This is a genomic window from Priestia sp. TSO9 (genome assembly GCF_021029645.1).
In the GTDB taxonomy this organism is placed as follows: domain Bacteria; phylum Bacillota; class Bacilli; order Bacillales; family Bacillaceae_H; genus Priestia; species Priestia megaterium_E.
Map to the genome: position 1 here is coordinate 260181 of NZ_JAJEKD010000016.1, position 15589 is coordinate 275769.

The 15589-nt window shown below is 38.5% G+C and carries 16 protein-coding genes; 6 read left to right on the top strand and 10 right to left on the bottom strand.

Annotated elements, in window-relative coordinates; genetic code table 11:
* Positions 1-105: 105 nt before the first annotated feature.
* Positions 106-1299, top strand: coding sequence for a cardiolipin synthase (gene cls, locus LJC66_RS26230; RefSeq protein ID WP_195696991.1), 1194 nt, complete (start codon positions 106-108; stop codon positions 1297-1299).
* A 24-nt stretch (positions 1300-1323) separates the two neighbouring features.
* The gene (gene uvsE / locus LJC66_RS26235) at positions 1324-2277 is read left to right on the top strand and encodes a UV DNA damage repair endonuclease UvsE (protein ID WP_230933816.1); all 954 of its coding nucleotides are present in this window, start codon (positions 1324-1326) and stop codon (positions 2275-2277) included.
* 32 nt (positions 2278-2309) lie between these two features.
* Here uvsE and argS read toward each other — a convergent pair whose 3' ends face one another.
* The 4 genes from argS to speE all read right to left on the bottom strand — a co-directional run bounded on the left by argS (position 2310) and on the right by speE (position 6386).
* The gene (argS, locus tag LJC66_RS26240) at positions 2310-3980 is read right to left on the bottom strand and encodes an arginine--tRNA ligase (RefSeq protein WP_014457737.1); all 1671 of its coding nucleotides are present in this window, start codon (positions 3978-3980) and stop codon (positions 2310-2312) included.
* Positions 3977-4417 carry a YwiB family protein gene (locus LJC66_RS26245; protein WP_230933817.1) on the bottom strand — a complete coding sequence of 147 codons (441 nt, stop codon included), beginning with the start codon at positions 4415-4417 and terminating at the stop codon, positions 3977-3979. Before LJC66_RS26245 ends, argS begins: the two co-directional genes overlap by 4 nt.
* Before the next feature lie 187 nt (positions 4418-4604).
* Positions 4605-5483 carry an agmatinase gene (speB, locus tag LJC66_RS26250; RefSeq protein WP_013059842.1) on the bottom strand — a complete coding sequence of 293 codons (879 nt, stop codon included), beginning with the start codon at positions 5481-5483 and terminating at the stop codon, positions 4605-4607.
* A 75-nt stretch (positions 5484-5558) separates the two neighbouring features.
* A complete protein-coding gene (speE, locus tag LJC66_RS26255) occupies positions 5559-6386 on the bottom strand; it encodes a spermidine synthase (RefSeq protein WP_013059843.1) in 828 nt (275 codons plus the stop codon).
* 266 nt (positions 6387-6652) lie between these two features.
* On the opposite strand from speE, the gene LJC66_RS26260 reads away from it, so the two are divergent.
* A complete protein-coding gene (locus LJC66_RS26260; protein WP_050690837.1) occupies positions 6653-8719 on the top strand; it encodes a transglycosylase domain-containing protein in 2067 nt (688 codons plus the stop codon).
* A gap of 54 nt (positions 8720-8773) precedes the next feature.
* On the opposite strand, the gene LJC66_RS26265 is transcribed toward LJC66_RS26260, so the two are convergent.
* Both LJC66_RS26265 and LJC66_RS26270 read right to left on the bottom strand, forming a co-directional pair.
* Entirely contained in the window at positions 8774-9286 is a 513-nt protein-coding gene (locus LJC66_RS26265) for a YwhD family protein (protein ID WP_025752469.1), read from the bottom strand.
* 19 nt (positions 9287-9305) lie between these two features.
* Positions 9306-9950: a site-2 protease family protein gene (locus LJC66_RS26270; protein ID WP_016765944.1), complete on the bottom strand. Its 645-nt coding sequence runs from the start codon at positions 9948-9950 to the stop codon at positions 9306-9308.
* A gap of 274 nt (positions 9951-10224) precedes the next feature.
* Here LJC66_RS26270 and LJC66_RS26275 point away from each other — a divergent pair, with 274 nt between their 5' ends.
* The gene (locus LJC66_RS26275; protein ID WP_013059847.1) at positions 10225-10410 is read left to right on the top strand and encodes a 2-hydroxymuconate tautomerase; all 186 of its coding nucleotides are present in this window, start codon (positions 10225-10227) and stop codon (positions 10408-10410) included.
* A 46-nt stretch (positions 10411-10456) separates the two neighbouring features.
* Here LJC66_RS26275 and LJC66_RS26280 read toward each other — a convergent pair whose 3' ends face one another.
* From LJC66_RS26280 to LJC66_RS26290, 3 genes are all read right to left on the bottom strand, one after another.
* The gene (locus LJC66_RS26280; RefSeq protein ID WP_230933818.1) at positions 10457-10966 is read right to left on the bottom strand and encodes a YwgA family protein; all 510 of its coding nucleotides are present in this window, start codon (positions 10964-10966) and stop codon (positions 10457-10459) included.
* 23 nt (positions 10967-10989) lie between these two features.
* A complete protein-coding gene (locus LJC66_RS26285) occupies positions 10990-12297 on the bottom strand; it encodes an HD domain-containing protein (protein WP_013059849.1) in 1308 nt (435 codons plus the stop codon).
* Positions 12298-12490: 193 nt separating this feature from the next.
* Positions 12491-12715 (bottom strand): YuzB family protein, encoded by a 225-nt coding sequence (locus LJC66_RS26290; protein WP_013059850.1) that lies wholly within the window; start codon positions 12713-12715, stop codon positions 12491-12493.
* A gap of 201 nt (positions 12716-12916) precedes the next feature.
* Here LJC66_RS26290 and LJC66_RS26295 point away from each other — a divergent pair, with 201 nt between their 5' ends.
* Both LJC66_RS26295 and lipL read left to right on the top strand, forming a co-directional pair.
* A complete protein-coding gene (locus tag LJC66_RS26295; protein WP_121946169.1) occupies positions 12917-13591 on the top strand; it encodes an RsfA family transcriptional regulator in 675 nt (224 codons plus the stop codon).
* A 128-nt stretch (positions 13592-13719) separates the two neighbouring features.
* Complete coding sequence (gene lipL, locus LJC66_RS26300; protein WP_230933819.1) at positions 13720-14571, top strand: octanoyl-[GcvH]:protein N-octanoyltransferase; 852 nt, start codon at positions 13720-13722, stop codon at positions 14569-14571.
* Positions 14572-14604: 33 nt separating this feature from the next.
* On the opposite strand, the gene pta is transcribed toward lipL, so the two are convergent.
* Entirely contained in the window at positions 14605-15576 is a 972-nt protein-coding gene (gene pta, locus LJC66_RS26305) for a phosphate acetyltransferase (RefSeq protein ID WP_013059853.1), read from the bottom strand.
* Between the last annotated feature and the right edge of the window lie 13 nt (positions 15577-15589).

Sequence of the window (15589 nt, forward strand, 5' to 3'; positions counted from 1 at the left end):
AGCATTCAGTCAATATCTTTTCGTTCTTTTGTTCATATTCTATTTAAACAAGGTGACACTAAGAACAACATAAAATGTATTGACATCGAGAAAAGAGGTGACATGATGAGCGGCATGGTTGTAATTTTACTTTTTATTATTTTTATTGCTTGGCTTGCAATTGACCTTGGCGTTGGAAAGAAAGTATTTTCTCAGGCTGAAAATACATTTCCAAAGCGCCGTGCTTCTCTTTTTTTGTTCGCAGACGGGAATGTCTTGTATAAAGATTTATTTCATGAAATAGAAAATGCCTCTTCATTTATCCATTTATCGTTTTACATCGTACAAAATGATGAAATTAGCCAAGATTTTTTAGATTTACTAGTCCAAAAAGCACAGCAAAATATTGAAGTCCGGTTATTGGTAGACCGTGTGGGAAGCTATAAAATCAAGAAAAACAAAATTGCATTCTTAAAGAAACAAGGCGTTCATTTTGCTTACAGTCGAACGCTACGGTGGCCTTATTTGTTTTATACACTCAACGCACGCAATCACCGTAAAATGGCCGTTATTGATGGGAAAGTTGGCTACATTGGCGGTTTTAATATCGGAAGAGAATATTTAGGACTCGACGCCAAGCTTGGGGTGTGGAAAGATTACCACCTGCGTATGGAAGGTGAAGGTATCCAAGATCTTCAAATACAGCTGTTGAGCGACTGGTATGCTGCTACCGGCTTAGACCTGCGTAAAGTGGAAAGGTACTTTCCACCAGCCTCTGAAGGAGACTATGTTATTCAGCTAAAGTCGACTGAAGGTTTTTCACTTGAAGAAAGCTTTTTATCGATTATCAACCAAGCCAATAGGGAACTGTACATAGGTACTCCTTATTTTATTCCAAGTGAACCTTTGATGAATGCTTTACTGCAAGCTCGCGCAAGGGGAGTAAAAGTTCATATTTTAATTCCAATGCGTGCAGATCAACCGCTTGTTCATCATGCTGCATTTGCCTATCTTCCTACATTACTTCAAGCAGGCTGTATGATTTATCAATATTATTACGGTTTTTACCACGCAAAAGTATTAATTGCAGACAATGTTATCTGCGATGTAGGAACGGCTAATTTTGATAAAAGAAGCTTGTTCTTAAACGCTGAAATCAACTGTTTAATCTACGATGCCACATACATTGAAGAGGTAAAGAACAGCTTTAAAGCTTGTATGGGGGAATGCCCCATTTTGTCTTTAGAAGATGTCAAAAACCGAAAATGGAGTGAAAAACTAAAGCAAGGATTTGCAACCTTTATTTCTCCGTTGCTTTAATGAACGAAAAGAGGAAAATTTACAATGAAAATTAGATTTGGCTATGTATCACATGCCCTGTCGCTTTGGGACTGCTCACCTGCGAAAACCCTCACGTTTACCAGATGGGAAAAAATGAAAAAAAATGAGAGGCTGGATAAGCTTCATTACGTCACAAAACAAAATTTAAATCATACTAAGCGCGCTTTACATTTTAATATTGCCCATGAAATTATGCTGTATCGATTATCATCTTCTCTTGTCCCTTTAGCTACTCATCCTGAAGTAGATTGGAATTACATTGATGCGTTCCAAGACGATTGGTCAGAGATAGGAGAATTGATTCGGAATCATCAGCTGCGCGTGAGTTTTCATCCCAATCAGTTCACATTATTTACAAGCGACAAAAAACATATTACAGAAAATGCGGTAAAAGATATGAATTATCACTATAGAATGCTTGAAGCGATGGGAGTGGCCGATCAAGCTCTTATTAATATTCACGTAGGTGGAGCCTATGGCAATAAAGAAAAAGCGATCGGTCGATTTCATGAAAATATTCAAACGCTGCCACCTGTCATTAAAAAGCGCATGACTCTTGAAAATGATGATAAAACATACACAACTGAAGAAACATTAGCTGTATGCGAAAAAGAGAAAGTCCCTCTTCTCTTTGATTATCACCACCACAAAGCAAATGAAGGAGAAGAACCTCTTGCATTATTGCTCCCTCGTATCTTTGACACATGGAAACATATCGGGTTAAAACCAAAAGTACATATCTCTTCTCCTAAATCTGAAAAAGAATTTAGAAGTCACTCTGATTATGTCTCAACTGATTTTATCGCACCTTTTTTGCAAATGGCTAAAGATATTGGACGAGATTTTGACGTAATGATAGAAGCAAAGTTAAAAGATAAAGCGCTGCTAAAATTAGTGGAAGATTTAGCATCAATGAGAGGAGTAAAGCGTACAGGAGGTGCCACGCTTGTTTTTTAAATAAAAAAGAGCCAAGAGGCTCTTTTTTTTTGTTACATTTTTTCAGGTGCTGAAACACCAATTAGTTTTAAGGAGTTTTGAAGCGTTACTTGAACAGCTTTCACTAGTTCAATACGCGCTTTACTTGTTTCTACATTATCGCTGTCTAATACTTTTTCTGCATTATAGAAGCTATGGAACGTAGAAGCAAGATCAAATACATAGTTTGTAATGCGGTGCGGAATACGTTTTGTTGCTGCTTCCGCTACGGCCTGAGGGAACTCTCCGATTTTCTTCAGCAGTTCCATTTCTTTTTCTGCACTAATTAATGAAAGGTCAGCGCCAGATGTTGATTGAATCCCCATCTCTTCACCTTGACGAAGAATACTGCAAATACGGGCATGAGCATATTGCGCGTAGTATACAGGATTTTCATTAGATTGAGAAACAGCTAAATCTAAATCAAAGTCTAAATGTGTATCCGCACTTCTCATCGCAAAGAAGTAGCGAGTTGCATCAAGGCCTACCTCTTCTACTAGATCACGCATTGTTACTGCTTTACCTGTACGTTTGCTCATCTTCATTTTTTCACCATTTTGATACAGTTGAACCATTTGAATGATTTCTACTTCAAGCGTATCTTTTTCATAACCAAGCGCTTGAATCGCCGCTTTCATACGAGGAATATAGCCATGGTGGTCGGCTCCCCAAATGTTAATTAGCTTATCAAATCCGCGTTGAATTTTGTCTTGGTGATACGCAATATCTGGTGTTAAGTACGTAAATGAACCATCATTTTTAATTAACACACGGTCTTTATCATCACCAAATGTCGTAGAACGGAACCACGTAGCACCTTCTTCTTCATATACATGGCCTTGTTTTTTCAGCGTTTCAAGTGCGACTGAGATTTTATCATTTTTATAAAGAGACGTTTCAGAATACCATACGTCAAATTTCACACGGAACTGTTCAAGATCACGCTTTAATTTAGCTAACTCGTAATCTAACCCGTATTGACGGAAGAATTCAAAACGCTCTTCTTCAGAGGCATTTACATACTTGTCTCCGTGCTCTTTTGCTAGCTCTTTTCCGATGTTTATAATGTCAGCACCATGATAGCCGTCTGCAGGCATTTCTTTCTCTAAACCAAGAGCCTGCATGTAGCGTGCTTCTACTGAGTAAGCCAGGTTATTAATTTGGTTACCAGCATCATTGATATAGTATTCACGTGACACATCGTAACCTGCTTTTTCAAGAACATTACATAATGAATCTCCAACTGCAGCACCGCGGGCATGTCCTAAATGTAAATCCCCTGTCGGATTAGCTGAAACAAACTCAACCTGTACTTTTTGTCCGTTCCCTACGTTTGTTTGACCATACGCTTCACCAGCTTTTACAATCGTTGGAATAAGCTCTGTTAAATAAGAGTTATTCATATAAAAGTTGATGAATCCAGGGCCTGCAATGTCAATTTTCTCGATAGATGCTTTTGATTTATCGAAGTTTGCTACAAGCTCTTCAGCGATAACACGCGGGGCTTTTTTGGCAATACGAGCTAGCTGCATAGCCATATTGGTAGAATAATCACCATGTGTTTTATCTTTTGGGGTTTCTAATAGAACTTCTGGAAGTTCTGCTTTTTCAGCAAGTCCTGCTTTGACCACAGCATCTTGAATTTCAGCTTTTAATTTTTGCTGCACTTGTTCGACGATGTTCATTTTTTCTCCTCCTTGAATGTAATGGTTAACGCATATTTCCCGGTAGGCTGACCCTGTACTTCTAGATCATACGTTAAAAATAATCGACCCTTTTGAGTCATTTGTTTATATTCAATGTTATGAGCGAATGTTAGTAAATCCATACGTCCATAAGGGCTTATATAAGTTCCTTCGATCTGTACCTTTTTACGAAACGATTGCTTCATTTGAACAGCACCGGTTCGATTAATTGATACTTCATCTTCGCTAATTTTCACCACTGTTCTAATATCTCCGATTTCCTCTTGGCGCTCTGTGTATGTAAGATAAATTTTCGATCCTTTTTCATAATACATACCTTTTGCATTTACCGATGTTGTCTCTTTTCGGTGACCATCGCGGATATCCGTCACAATTTTAACTTCAATGGGTTTCTTGACTTCTGAAGCGTTACTCACAAAAGACACTTCCTTATTAAAATGAATACGTTATAACTTAAATAGTATAAACATTCTAAAGAAAGAATTCAATAATACTTCAAAGGAAATATGATAGATACGCCGAGAATTCACCTTTTGACAGTACGTGACGCATTCACATATTCCAAATAAAAAAGGCAGCCACAGCGGCCGCCTTTTACTTTATTTATTTCTTTTGTACCCAGCCTAAGATCATTTCGCGAATAAGCTTGCTTGCTGTATTAGCGGTTTGTTCAGAGGGATCATAAATTGGAGCTACTTCTACTAAATCTCCTCCGACAATGCGAAGATCTGATTTAGCAATTGCGTGAATAGAAGCTAAAAGCTCTTTTGATGTGATACCGCCTGCATCTACTGTTCCTGTACCAGGAGCGTGCGCTGGATCTAATACATCGATATCAATTGTTACATAAACAGGACGACCTGCAAGTGTTGGTAGAATCTCTTTTAACGGCTCTAGAACTTCAAATTTTGAAATGTGCATGCCGTTTTCTTTTGCCCATTGAAATTCTTCTTTCATTCCTGAACGAATACCAAATGAATAAACATTCTCTGGTCCGATTAGTTCTGCAACTTTACGAATTGGAGTGGAATGAGAAAGTGGTTCTCCTTCATACTCTTCACGAAGGTCTGTATGAGCATCCATATGGATAATGGCCAAATCCGGGTATTTTTTATACATAGCTTTCATAACAGGCCAAGAAACCAAATGCTCTCCGCCCATACCTAATGGGAACTTGTCTGCTGCTAAAAGCTGGTCGATATACTCTTCAATCATATTTAAGCTGCGCTGAGGATTCCCAAATGGAAGTGGAATATCTCCTGCATCAAAATATTTTACTTCCTCTAGCTCTCGATCTAAATACGGGCTGTATTCTTCTAATCCAATTGATACTTCACGAATACGAGTTGGGCCAAATCGTGAACCTGGACGATAGCTAACTGTCCAGTCCATTGGCATTCCATAAAGAACCGCTTCACTTTCTTCAAAAACAGGGTGACTGCCGATAAATACATTACCTGAATAAGCTTCATCAAAACGCATATTTTGTTCCTCCTTCATTGTTCATAGAAAAGATGCCAGCCTTAAACCTCTGGCACCTCACTTGTATGTGATAACTTATTTAATAAGATCTTGCACAAATTTTGGTAAAGCAAATGCGGCTTTATGCAATTCTTTTGTGTAATACTTTGTATCAATATCGAAGAAACGATCTTCACTTACTTCTAATGGATCATGTTTCTTTGAACCCATTGTAAATGTCCATAAACCGCTTGGATACGTTGGAATATTTGCTACGTATAGACGTGTAATCGGGAAGATTTCTCTTACGTCACGCTGAACATTTGAGATAAGTTCTGGCGTAAACCAAGGGTTGTCCGATTGAGCAACAAAGATACCATCTTCTTTAAGTGCTTTTGAGATACCTGCATAGAATCCTTTTGTAAATAAATTCACAGCTGGACCTACTGGCTCTGTTGAATCCACTAAAATGACATCGTATTCGTTCTCGCTTTTAGCGATGTGCATAAATCCGTCATCTACTTGTACATCAACACGAGGATCTTCTAGTTTGCCCGCAATTGAAGGTAAGAATTTTTTTGAGTACTCAATAACTTTTCCATCGATATCAACTAACGTCGCTTTTTTTACGCTTGGGTGTTTTAAGATTTCACGGATTACGCCTCCATCTCCTCCACCTACAACTAGTACGTTTTCTGGATTTGGATGCGTAAATAACGGTACATGCGCAACCATTTCATGATAAACGAACTCATCTTTTTCCGTTGTCATAACCATACCGTCAAGTAGGAGCATGTTACCAAACTCTTCTGTTTCAACCATGTCTAATTTTTGAAACTCCGTTTGCTCTGTATGTAAAGTGCGATTAATTTTAGCTGTAATACCAAAGTTCTTTGTTTGCTTTTCTGTGAACCATAATTCCATTTCAAACTCTTCCCTTCTATTTTGAGAATTAACCTATGCATAGATTACCCTAACATAATTTATACAAACATGAAAAAAGTATAGATGAATTCAGCAAAAAAGCAAGTAAAATTTTTAGCAATGGAGGTTTAAAACCTCCTTTTCTATTTCATACTGATGATAGATACAAGCTTTAGAATCTACTTGCACCGCTCTTTTAATAGAATTTTGTTGTATTGAAAACAACATGTATGGTGCATAGTGACACATATTGGTGGTGAATAGAAATGGAAACGGTATTAACCGAACATTTAAAAAAGGCAAGACGCATCTTCCGAATTCTTCTCGTCCTTGGTATATTAGCGGGGGCTTTATTGTTGTTTGCCTACATAAGCATCTTTCTCTACGCCAAAATCTCTGGCCCCCCTCCGCTAAACGTTTCTCAAACAGCTGTTTTCTACTCAGCAAACGGTAAAGTTCTTGATGAAGTTCACAATGGACAAAAGCGCTACTGGGTTTCACTTAATCAAATTTCACCTTACGTAAAAGATGCGACTTTAGCGGTTGAAGATAAGCGCTTCTATGAGCATCACGGCTTTGATATGCATCGAATCGCCGGAGCAATTGTAGCTGATATAAAAGCTATGGGAAAAGTACAGGGTGCGAGTACCATTACTCAGCAGTATGCACGAAACTTGTTTCTAGAGCACGACAAAACGTGGACTCGAAAGCTTCAAGAAGCTCTGTACACAATTCGGTTAGAAATGAATTATAGCAAAGATGAAATTCTAGAAGGCTACATGAATACGATTTACTACGGCCATGGAGCTTATGGAATTGAAGCGGCAGCTAGGCTTTATTTTGATAAGCATGCCAAAAATTTGACGTTAAGTGAAGCGAGTATGTTAGCAGGTATTCCAAAAGGCCCTAGCTACTACTCTCCTCTTATTCATCAAGAAAATGCAAAAAAACGACAAAATATCATTTTATCTCTCATGAAAGAGGATGGAATTATTACAGCTAAGCAAGCAACAAAAGCGCTTGTAACACCTCTAGCATTCGCAAAGCCTGCTGAAAAAGATCCTAATAAAGAAGATGCTTCTTACTTTATGGATGCAGCGCTAGCAGAATTAAAGCAAGATTTAGGCATTGATGAAACCATGATTTATACAAATGGACTTCGCGTTTATACAACGCTGGATGAAAAGATGCAGCGAACGGCAGAAGAAAAAATGAAGGATGTTATCAGCAGCTCTTCAGACGTACAAAGTGCATTTGTTGCGATGAATCCTAAAAATGGACAAGTGAAAGCTCTTATTGGTGGAAGAGATTATGAAAAGAGCCCGTTTAATCGCGCGACTCAAGCAATAAGACAGCCTGGCTCAACGATGAAGCCATTTTTATACTATGCGGCGTTAAAAGACGGTTTTACTGAATCTACTCCAATGAAAAGTGAAGAAACGACGTTCAAATTGGAAGATGGCGTTTCGACATACACGCCTAGTAACTATCACAATTATTATGCAGATGCTCCTATTACAATGGCTCAAGCCATCGCACTTTCAGACAATATTTATGCCGTAAAAACGCATTTGTTTATTGGGGAAAACCGCTTGATTGAAACCGCTAAAACACTTGGAATATCATCACCTTTAAAGAAAGTTCCATCTTTAGCTCTTGGAACTTCACCTGTCAAAGTCATTGATATGGTTAATGCGTACGGCATCTTTGCTAATGGCGGAAAAGAAATTCGTCCAACATTTATTAAACGAATTGAAACCCATGACGGAGAAGTTGTTTATCAAGCTCCTTCGGAACGGAAACAAGTCATTGATAAGCGCTATGCTTTTCTTACTACTCATTTAATGACAGGCATGTTTAATCAAAAGCTAAATGGCTATACAACCGTCACAGGAAAGCCTATTTCTAAATATGTATCTCGTCCTTATGCAGGAAAATCCGGCACAACCTCCACAGACAGCTGGATGATTGGCTACTCTCCTCAGCTCGTTTCAGGCGTTTGGGTTGGATATGATCAAGGAAGGACAATGGATGATGTAGCTGAAAAAGGATACGCCAAAAAAATGTGGGCATTATTTATGGAAGATGCTTTAAAAGGGAAGAAAAAAGAAAAGTTTAAAGCACCAAACGGATTAATGAGCGTAAACATTAATCCTCAAAATGGAAAGTTAGCATCCAAATCATGCCCTGTTCAATATAAAGCTTATTATTTAACTGGAACACAGCCAAAAACATATTGTACTGATCACATCGATCATGCAGCAAAAACAAAGAAAAAAGAGCGTGAAACAGAAGATAAAAAGTTTCACTGGTTACCCAAATGGTTTGATTAAAAAAAAGCTTAAGGCCAAGGGGTCAGTCCCCAAGGCCTTAAGCTTTTTTTAGCATTACGATGTTTGAAGCGCTTCTTTTAAGTCATCATTAGATAACGTCCAAACTTCTTCATTATGAGACTTCAAAAACTCACGAAGCAAATCCTTAGACTTGTTATCCATTTCTTCTACCATAATGCGTCGTTTTAAGGATTTATCCATTTTATTTACGTGTTCAGGAAGTGACTTATAGCCGCGGCGAATTTCACGATCAACGGTCATTTCACATGCTGTCATACCTGCGTAGTAAGGTCCTTCTTGCTTGCGATCAATCGTTACCCACACAAGCCAATATAACTTGCCGTTTGGCACCTCGTCTTTATTCGGTAAGAACTTAATTCCTTTTTCCACTACACTTCTTGCATGCATCGCACCGATATCCACAAATACTTCTTCGTCGCTCGGACAAACAAAAACGGGTGAAATGTTTTCTAAACTTAACGCTCCAACCCCGTAACCGCCGTGGCCGTCGGTTGAATCGTCTTTTATGATATTAAATCCTATACTTTTCTTTTTTGGCTGAGTCATAGTAAGCCTCCTCTATTCATTAAATCAGTGGTGCTAATATCTGCTGAAAGATATTCATAACAAACGTTGCTGCTCCGTTTAAAAGCGGCCAGATCACAATGCGATCCAGAGGTGTAATCACAAGAATTAAAAATACAAAAATGCCCCAAGACTCATACTGCGTCATTTTAGCTCGCGTGGACGGCGGAACGAGATCTTCAATCACGCGGTAGCCGTCTAAAGGCGGAAAAGGCAACAAGTTAAATACACCTAGTGTTAGGTTTATTTGAATAAATAATGTAACAAAACGATAAAGCGCATCGTTGTCCACTGCGGCGTTATTCATCAAATAGTAAATAAGCAAGCCGATAAATGCCAACACCAAGTTGCTAAACGGTCCCGCTATCGATACTAGAATACCAGCTAAACGAGGCTTTTTAAAGAAATAGCGATTAACAGGAACCGGCTTCGCCCACCCAAAACCTGCGATAATTAACAAAAGCGTTCCAAATGGATCTAAATGAGCCAGCGGAGAAAGCGTTAGCCTTCCTTGCTTTTTAGCTGTGTGGTCTCCAAATAAATAAGCTACATACGCATGTGCAAACTCATGCAGCGTGAATGCAACAATAAGCGTCATTACCACGTAAGGAAGGTCTTGCAATGAAAAAGCTAAAAAATGTTCCACTCTTTATCTCCTTTATTTTAAAGTAATTTCTATCTATCACATCTACTAAATGAATCTTTTTTTGCGGTAAGAAGGATACAAGGTTTCTTCAAATATGCCCTAAAAGTTCTCAAAAACCAGCGATAAGGTTCCTTTGGGCACACCTAGTTTTTTATATCGATGTTATTATAAAAGTATACTACAGATTATGTCCTCCATCACTATCTCATACTGTCATTTTATTCAGAAAACGGGTACACTAATCATATAATGATCAAAAAGGAGTGTACACATTATGCCAGTTGTAACTGTTAAAATGCTTGAGGGCCGTACAGATGATCAAAAAAGAGCTCTTGTTGAAAAAGTAACGGATGCTGTTGTGGAAACAACAGGTGCAGCACCTGAAAAAGTATCTATTATCATTGAAGAAATGTCTAAAAACCATTACGCTGTAGCGGGCAAGCGCATGAGCGATCAATAACGCCTACATAAAAAAGATGCCATAGGAGTGAACCTATGGCATTTTTTTAATGGATAGACAGCGTTGCCTGAAGTTTTTCAATATATTTGTATGCTTCTGAAATGTCTTCTTCTGTATAATTTTGCTTACGCTTTAGCGTAAACACTTTTTCTTTTACTTCTTCTTTCGGTAAATTATCGAAATATAAAATCGTAGAGACAAGCTCCAAAAATTTCGAGCTTTGTTCGTTCATATCCTTCATACATTCCTGCAAGTGAGGAAGTTCTAAATCATAGTGGCTTAGAAATCCTTCCCCCGCTTCTGTTAATACGTAGCGATACTGCATATACCCGCCTTTTTTCTCTTTAATTTCACTTAAAAAGCCTAAGTTACACAGCTCTTCAATTCGAAGCGTTAATTCCTCAGAATAAGGTCCAAAAAAGTGAAAATTATACTTTTCATAAAAAGGAAACTTCAGCTTTTTTCCGATAAATATCATCTTTTGTAACTTTTTTCTGCCAACAACTTCTCCCGCCGCGGAAAATACTTTCACAATCTTTGCGTGATCGTTTAACACAGCCCCTTCAACTCCTATACTATTTAACTCTGATCTCCTTTTAGTAAGTTTATAATCTGATCTTTAACTTTTCGCTTAGACGACAATTGATCAATGAGATCTTGTGGAAAATATAATTTATGATCGGTTCTCTTTTTCCCTGAAATTGCTTCAACAATCTCCGACTGACGTGATAATTCACGCACTTCATTATTTGGCATCAACAGATGAATCGGCAAGCGTTCTTCCTCTTCACCCGGTCGATAAAAATCGTATGGTAAGTCGCTTGAAGAATCGACGACTAAATAATAATCTGGGTTAATACCCGCTTTTTTAAATAATGTTGTAAGCTCCATCCACATCTTCATTTGTGAATTCGGATTAAACTCAATGTATTTAAAAAGCTGACGATTCATAAATCTTCGGCATAGATCAGATAAAATTTCATCCTCTTCTTCTTCCCACGCTTGAAAATAAAATAAAATCACAGATTCATCTAATTTCAAATACTCTTTTAGCGATATCTCTTCTTCAAAAATCGAATAAAAATGAGTTGGCTCCTGCTTGAACTCATAGTAATGATGATGGAGCTCTTTTGCACGATGTAAAATTTTTGTCAAAATCACTTCAGCACTTCTCGTAACAGGATGAAAATACACTTGCCAGTACATTTGATAGCGGCTCATAATATAATCTTCCACCGCATGCATACCGCTGTGTTTAATCACGGCTTGGTCTTCCCTAGGACGCATAACGCGCAGAATTCGTTCCATATCAAAGTGACCGTAGCTTACTCCTGTGTAATACGCATCACGCTGTAAATAATCCATGCGATCTGCATCAATTTGACTGGAAATCAAACTAACGACAAGCTTATTTTCATATGTTTTCGCGATTACTTCAGCTACTTTTTTAGGAAAATCCTTTCCTACTTTGGTTAACACTTGATTTACCTCTGTGTCACCTACGATAATGGCTTGTGTAAACTCTTCATGGTCTAAGTGGAAAACCTTCTCAAACGAATGTGAAAACGGACCGTGACCTAAATCGTGCAGTAAAGCAGCACAAAGACAAAGAAGACGCTCATCTTCATTCCATTCAGGGCGTCCTTGAAAACCGTCATCAATAATACGGCGCACAATTTCATAAACACCCAAGGAATGACTAAAACGGCTGTGCTCAGCCCCATGAAACGTTAAGTATGTCGTTCCTAGCTGTCTAATACGACGCAGCCTTTGAAATTCGGCTGTCCCAATTAGCTCCCAAATAACACGATCTCTTACATGGATATAGCGGTGAACAGGATCTTTAAATACTTTTTCTTCACTGAGTTTTTCATTAGGATATGTCATTTACATACCTCTCTATCTTCACTTTGTTGTTGCTATAATTTTTCGACACTCACTTCCTATTTTCCTATTCAGAATAAAAAATCACCTTGTCAAGCAACCAAGGTGATTTACCTAACAAACAAGGCGATTCTGTTTGTAAGAAGCTCGTTCGACAAATAAGTAGCAGAAAAGCAGCTATTTATTGTTTCACTATCTATTTTTTTACTTTTTTCTCAATCTTCTCGATTAATTCATCCTCTGTTGGCGCTGCTACAGGACGGTTGTTTACAAATGCAAATGACTTTTTACGTCCGGGTCCACAGTAAGACTGGCAGCCGATTTGTACTTCAGCTTGTTCATCTATTTTTTTAAGTCGAGGTAACAACGTTTTGACGTTTGTTGCCTGACAATCATCACAAATTCTAAATTCATTTGCCATGTTGACACAATCCTTTCAAAATTGGTTCATCATTTTGTCTAAGGGGTATTTTACCCCTATTTGAAGTCCGATGCAAGTTAAAGAAGGAAGCAAAATCTATCATACTCCTAGAAGAAATGGTATAAAGTATGGATTTTTTGTACATGATGATACTACAAAACATGATTACTATGAGTCATGGAAAATAGAGGAGTGAACAAAGTGAAAGATAGACAAGATGCTTGGACAGAAGAAAACGACTTATTATTAGCTGAAACAGTATTGCGCCATGTCCGCGAAGGAAGTACGCAGCTGAATGCGTTTGAAGAAGTTGGAGATGAATTAAATCGCACTTCAGCAGCATGTGGATTCAGATGGAATGCTGTCGTACGCCATCAGTATGAAAAAGCACTTCAGCTAGCAAAAAAACAGCGAAAACAGCGCATGCGTGCACTTGGACAAGAGCAAGGCAAAAAGAAATTATTATATACGCCACCAGCATCTGTAGAGCATGTGGAACAAATGATGTCTGCACCTACAGCAACATATAGCTTATCTGAAACACAAGTAGAAACAAGCAGCAGTGAAGAGCTTTCAATGGCTGACGTTATTCGCTTTTTGCAAACAATGCCAAATCAAGCGAGCAATTTACAGGCATTGCAAAGCGAAAACAAACGCTTGATGCAAGAAAATACAGAATTAGCTAAGAAAAACACAGAGTTGGAGAAACAAATCAAACATCTCGAGGCAAATGCTACTACTATTCAAGAAGACTATGAAACATTAATGCAAATCATGAACCGTGCGCGAAAGTTAGCTCTATTCGATGAAGAAGAACGTTCTTCTACTACGTTTAAGATGGATCGTAACGGAAATCTTGAGAAAATGGCTGAATAAGCTACATGAACGAAGAAAGAGGGATGTCAAACTTGGCTCTTCTTTCTTCTTTTTCTATTTTACAGCCAATGACACGACGCCTTTATGCTATAATATGTTCGTTTACTGTTTATAAAGGGGTTTGAGATATGCAGCAGAATAGTTTAAAGCTTTTAGCACAGCCCGCTTGGCGTATTATTGATCAATCCAGTCTAGGTCCTCATTTTGATGCCCGTCATTCTTTTGCCATCGATGACACGCTTTGTACAACCGTTGGAAGAGGTGAATCTCCAGCTGTCATGCGCTCTTGGGTGCATCACGATACGATTGTATTAGGGATCCAAGATACAAAGCTCCCTCATTTAGCTGAAGGTGCAGCTTATTTACACGAACATGGATATAAAACAATCGTCCGCAATTCAGGCGGCCTCGCTGTCGTACTTGATCAGGATGTTCTAAACATTTCTTTAATTTTTCCTGATGCAGAAAAAGGAATTGATATTGATCGTGGATATGAAGCCATGTTTGATTTGATTACGGTCATGTTTGCATCTTACGGGACAGCAATTGAAGCGAAGGAAATCGTGGGATCTTATTGTCCCGGCAGCTTTGATCTAAGCATTCGCAATCAAAAGTTTGCAGGCATTTCACAGCGACGCGTTCGCGGCGGAGTGGCTGTACAAATTTACTTATGCGTTAAAGGAAGCGGTTCTAAACGTGCTTCTCTCATTCAAGAGTTTTACAAAAAAGGTCTCCAAAACACGGAAACTAAATTTTCATACCCAAATATCGAGCCTCACACAATGGCTTCTCTATCTGAACTATTACAGATTGAGTTAACCGTATCTGATGTCATGCTGCTTTTATTGCAAACACTGAATAGTATGAGCTCTTCTCTTGTGAATATGCCCTTAAATGCTACCGAACAAGAGCTGTTTGAGACGCAGCTGCAGCGCATGTATGACCGCAACGAAAAAGCATTAGGTTCATTAGCCGAATAAAAAAAACTCCGCCCTAGGACGGAGTTTTTTTTATTACAATGCTTGAGCTGCTGTGATTAAAGCAAGCTTGTACACATCTTCTTCGTTACAACCGCGAGATAGATCGTTTACCGGTTTGTTTAAACCTTGTAAGATTGGACCTACTGCTTCGAAGTTTCCTAGGCGCTGTGCAATTTTGTAACCAATGTTACCTGCTTCAAGGCTTGGGAATACAAATACATTTGCATCTCCTTTAATCACTGAACCTGGTGCTTTCTTTTCAGCTACAGAAGGAACAAATGCTGCGTCGAATTGGAATTCGCCGTCTAATGTTACGCTTGGTGCTAATTCTTTTGCAATTTCTACTGCGTTTGCTACCTTTTCTGTTTCCGGAGATTTTGCTGATCCTTTTGTTGAGAAGCTTAGCATAGCAACACGAGGATCGATATCGAACATTTCAGCTGTACGAGCACTTTCGATAGCAATTTCAGCTAAATCTTGGCTGTCAGGTGAGATGTTGATTGCACAGTCAGCAAATACGTATTTTTGATCGCCGCGAACCATAATAAATACGCCAGATGTTTTCTTAACACCTTGTCTTGTTTTGATAATTTGTAGAGCCGGACGTACTGTGTCTGCTGTAGAATGAGCAGCTCCGCTTACAAGACCGTCAGCTTTGTTCATATGAACAAGCATTGTGCCAAAATAGTTTTCATCTAATAAAATTTTGCGAGCATCTTCTTCTGTTGCCTTACCTTTACGACGCTCAACAAACGCTGCTACCATTTCATCAAATTCAGAGTAGCTTTGAGGATCTAAAACCTCAACACCGTCTAATTTTACGTTTAGTTCTGCTGCTTTTGATGCTACAGCGTCTTTGTTTCCAACAACGATAGGCTTTAAGATATTGTCGGCAGCTAAACGAGAAACAGCGCCTAATACGCGCTCATCTAATCCCTCTGGGAATACAATTGATACATCGCTAGCTGATACTTTTTGTTTTAAACCTGTAAATAAATCACTCAAAGTAAATCCTCCT

Bases quoted from the DNA above. Each gene is read 5' to 3' on its own strand.
- argS (WP_014457737.1), bottom strand. From the start codon at position 3,980: ATGAACATCGTCGAACAAGTGCAGCAAAAATTAAAAGCTGAAATTCAA.
- LJC66_RS26265 (WP_025752469.1), bottom strand. From the start codon at position 9,286: ATGACTCAGCCAAAAAAGAAAAGTATAGGATTTAATATCATAAAAGAC.
- lipL (WP_230933819.1), top strand. From the start codon at position 13,720: ATGCAGCAGAATAGTTTAAAGCTTTTAGCACAGCCCGCTTGGCGTATT.
- LJC66_RS26285 (WP_013059849.1), bottom strand. From the start codon at position 12,297: ATGACATATCCTAATGAAAAACTCAGTGAAGAAAAAGTATTTAAAGAT.
- cls (WP_195696991.1), top strand. From the start codon at position 106: ATGAGCGGCATGGTTGTAATTTTACTTTTTATTATTTTTATTGCTTGG.
- uvsE (WP_230933816.1), top strand. From the start codon at position 1,324: ATGAAAATTAGATTTGGCTATGTATCACATGCCCTGTCGCTTTGGGAC.
- LJC66_RS26275 (WP_013059847.1), top strand. From the start codon at position 10,225: ATGCCAGTTGTAACTGTTAAAATGCTTGAGGGCCGTACAGATGATCAA.
- LJC66_RS26260 (WP_050690837.1), top strand. From the start codon at position 6,653: ATGGAAACGGTATTAACCGAACATTTAAAAAAGGCAAGACGCATCTTC.
- LJC66_RS26290 (WP_013059850.1), bottom strand. From the start codon at position 12,715: ATGGCAAATGAATTTAGAATTTGTGATGATTGTCAGGCAACAAACGTC.
- speB (WP_013059842.1), bottom strand. From the start codon at position 5,483: ATGCGTTTTGATGAAGCTTATTCAGGTAATGTATTTATCGGCAGTCAC.
- speE (WP_013059843.1), bottom strand. From the start codon at position 6,386: ATGGAATTATGGTTCACAGAAAAGCAAACAAAGAACTTTGGTATTACA.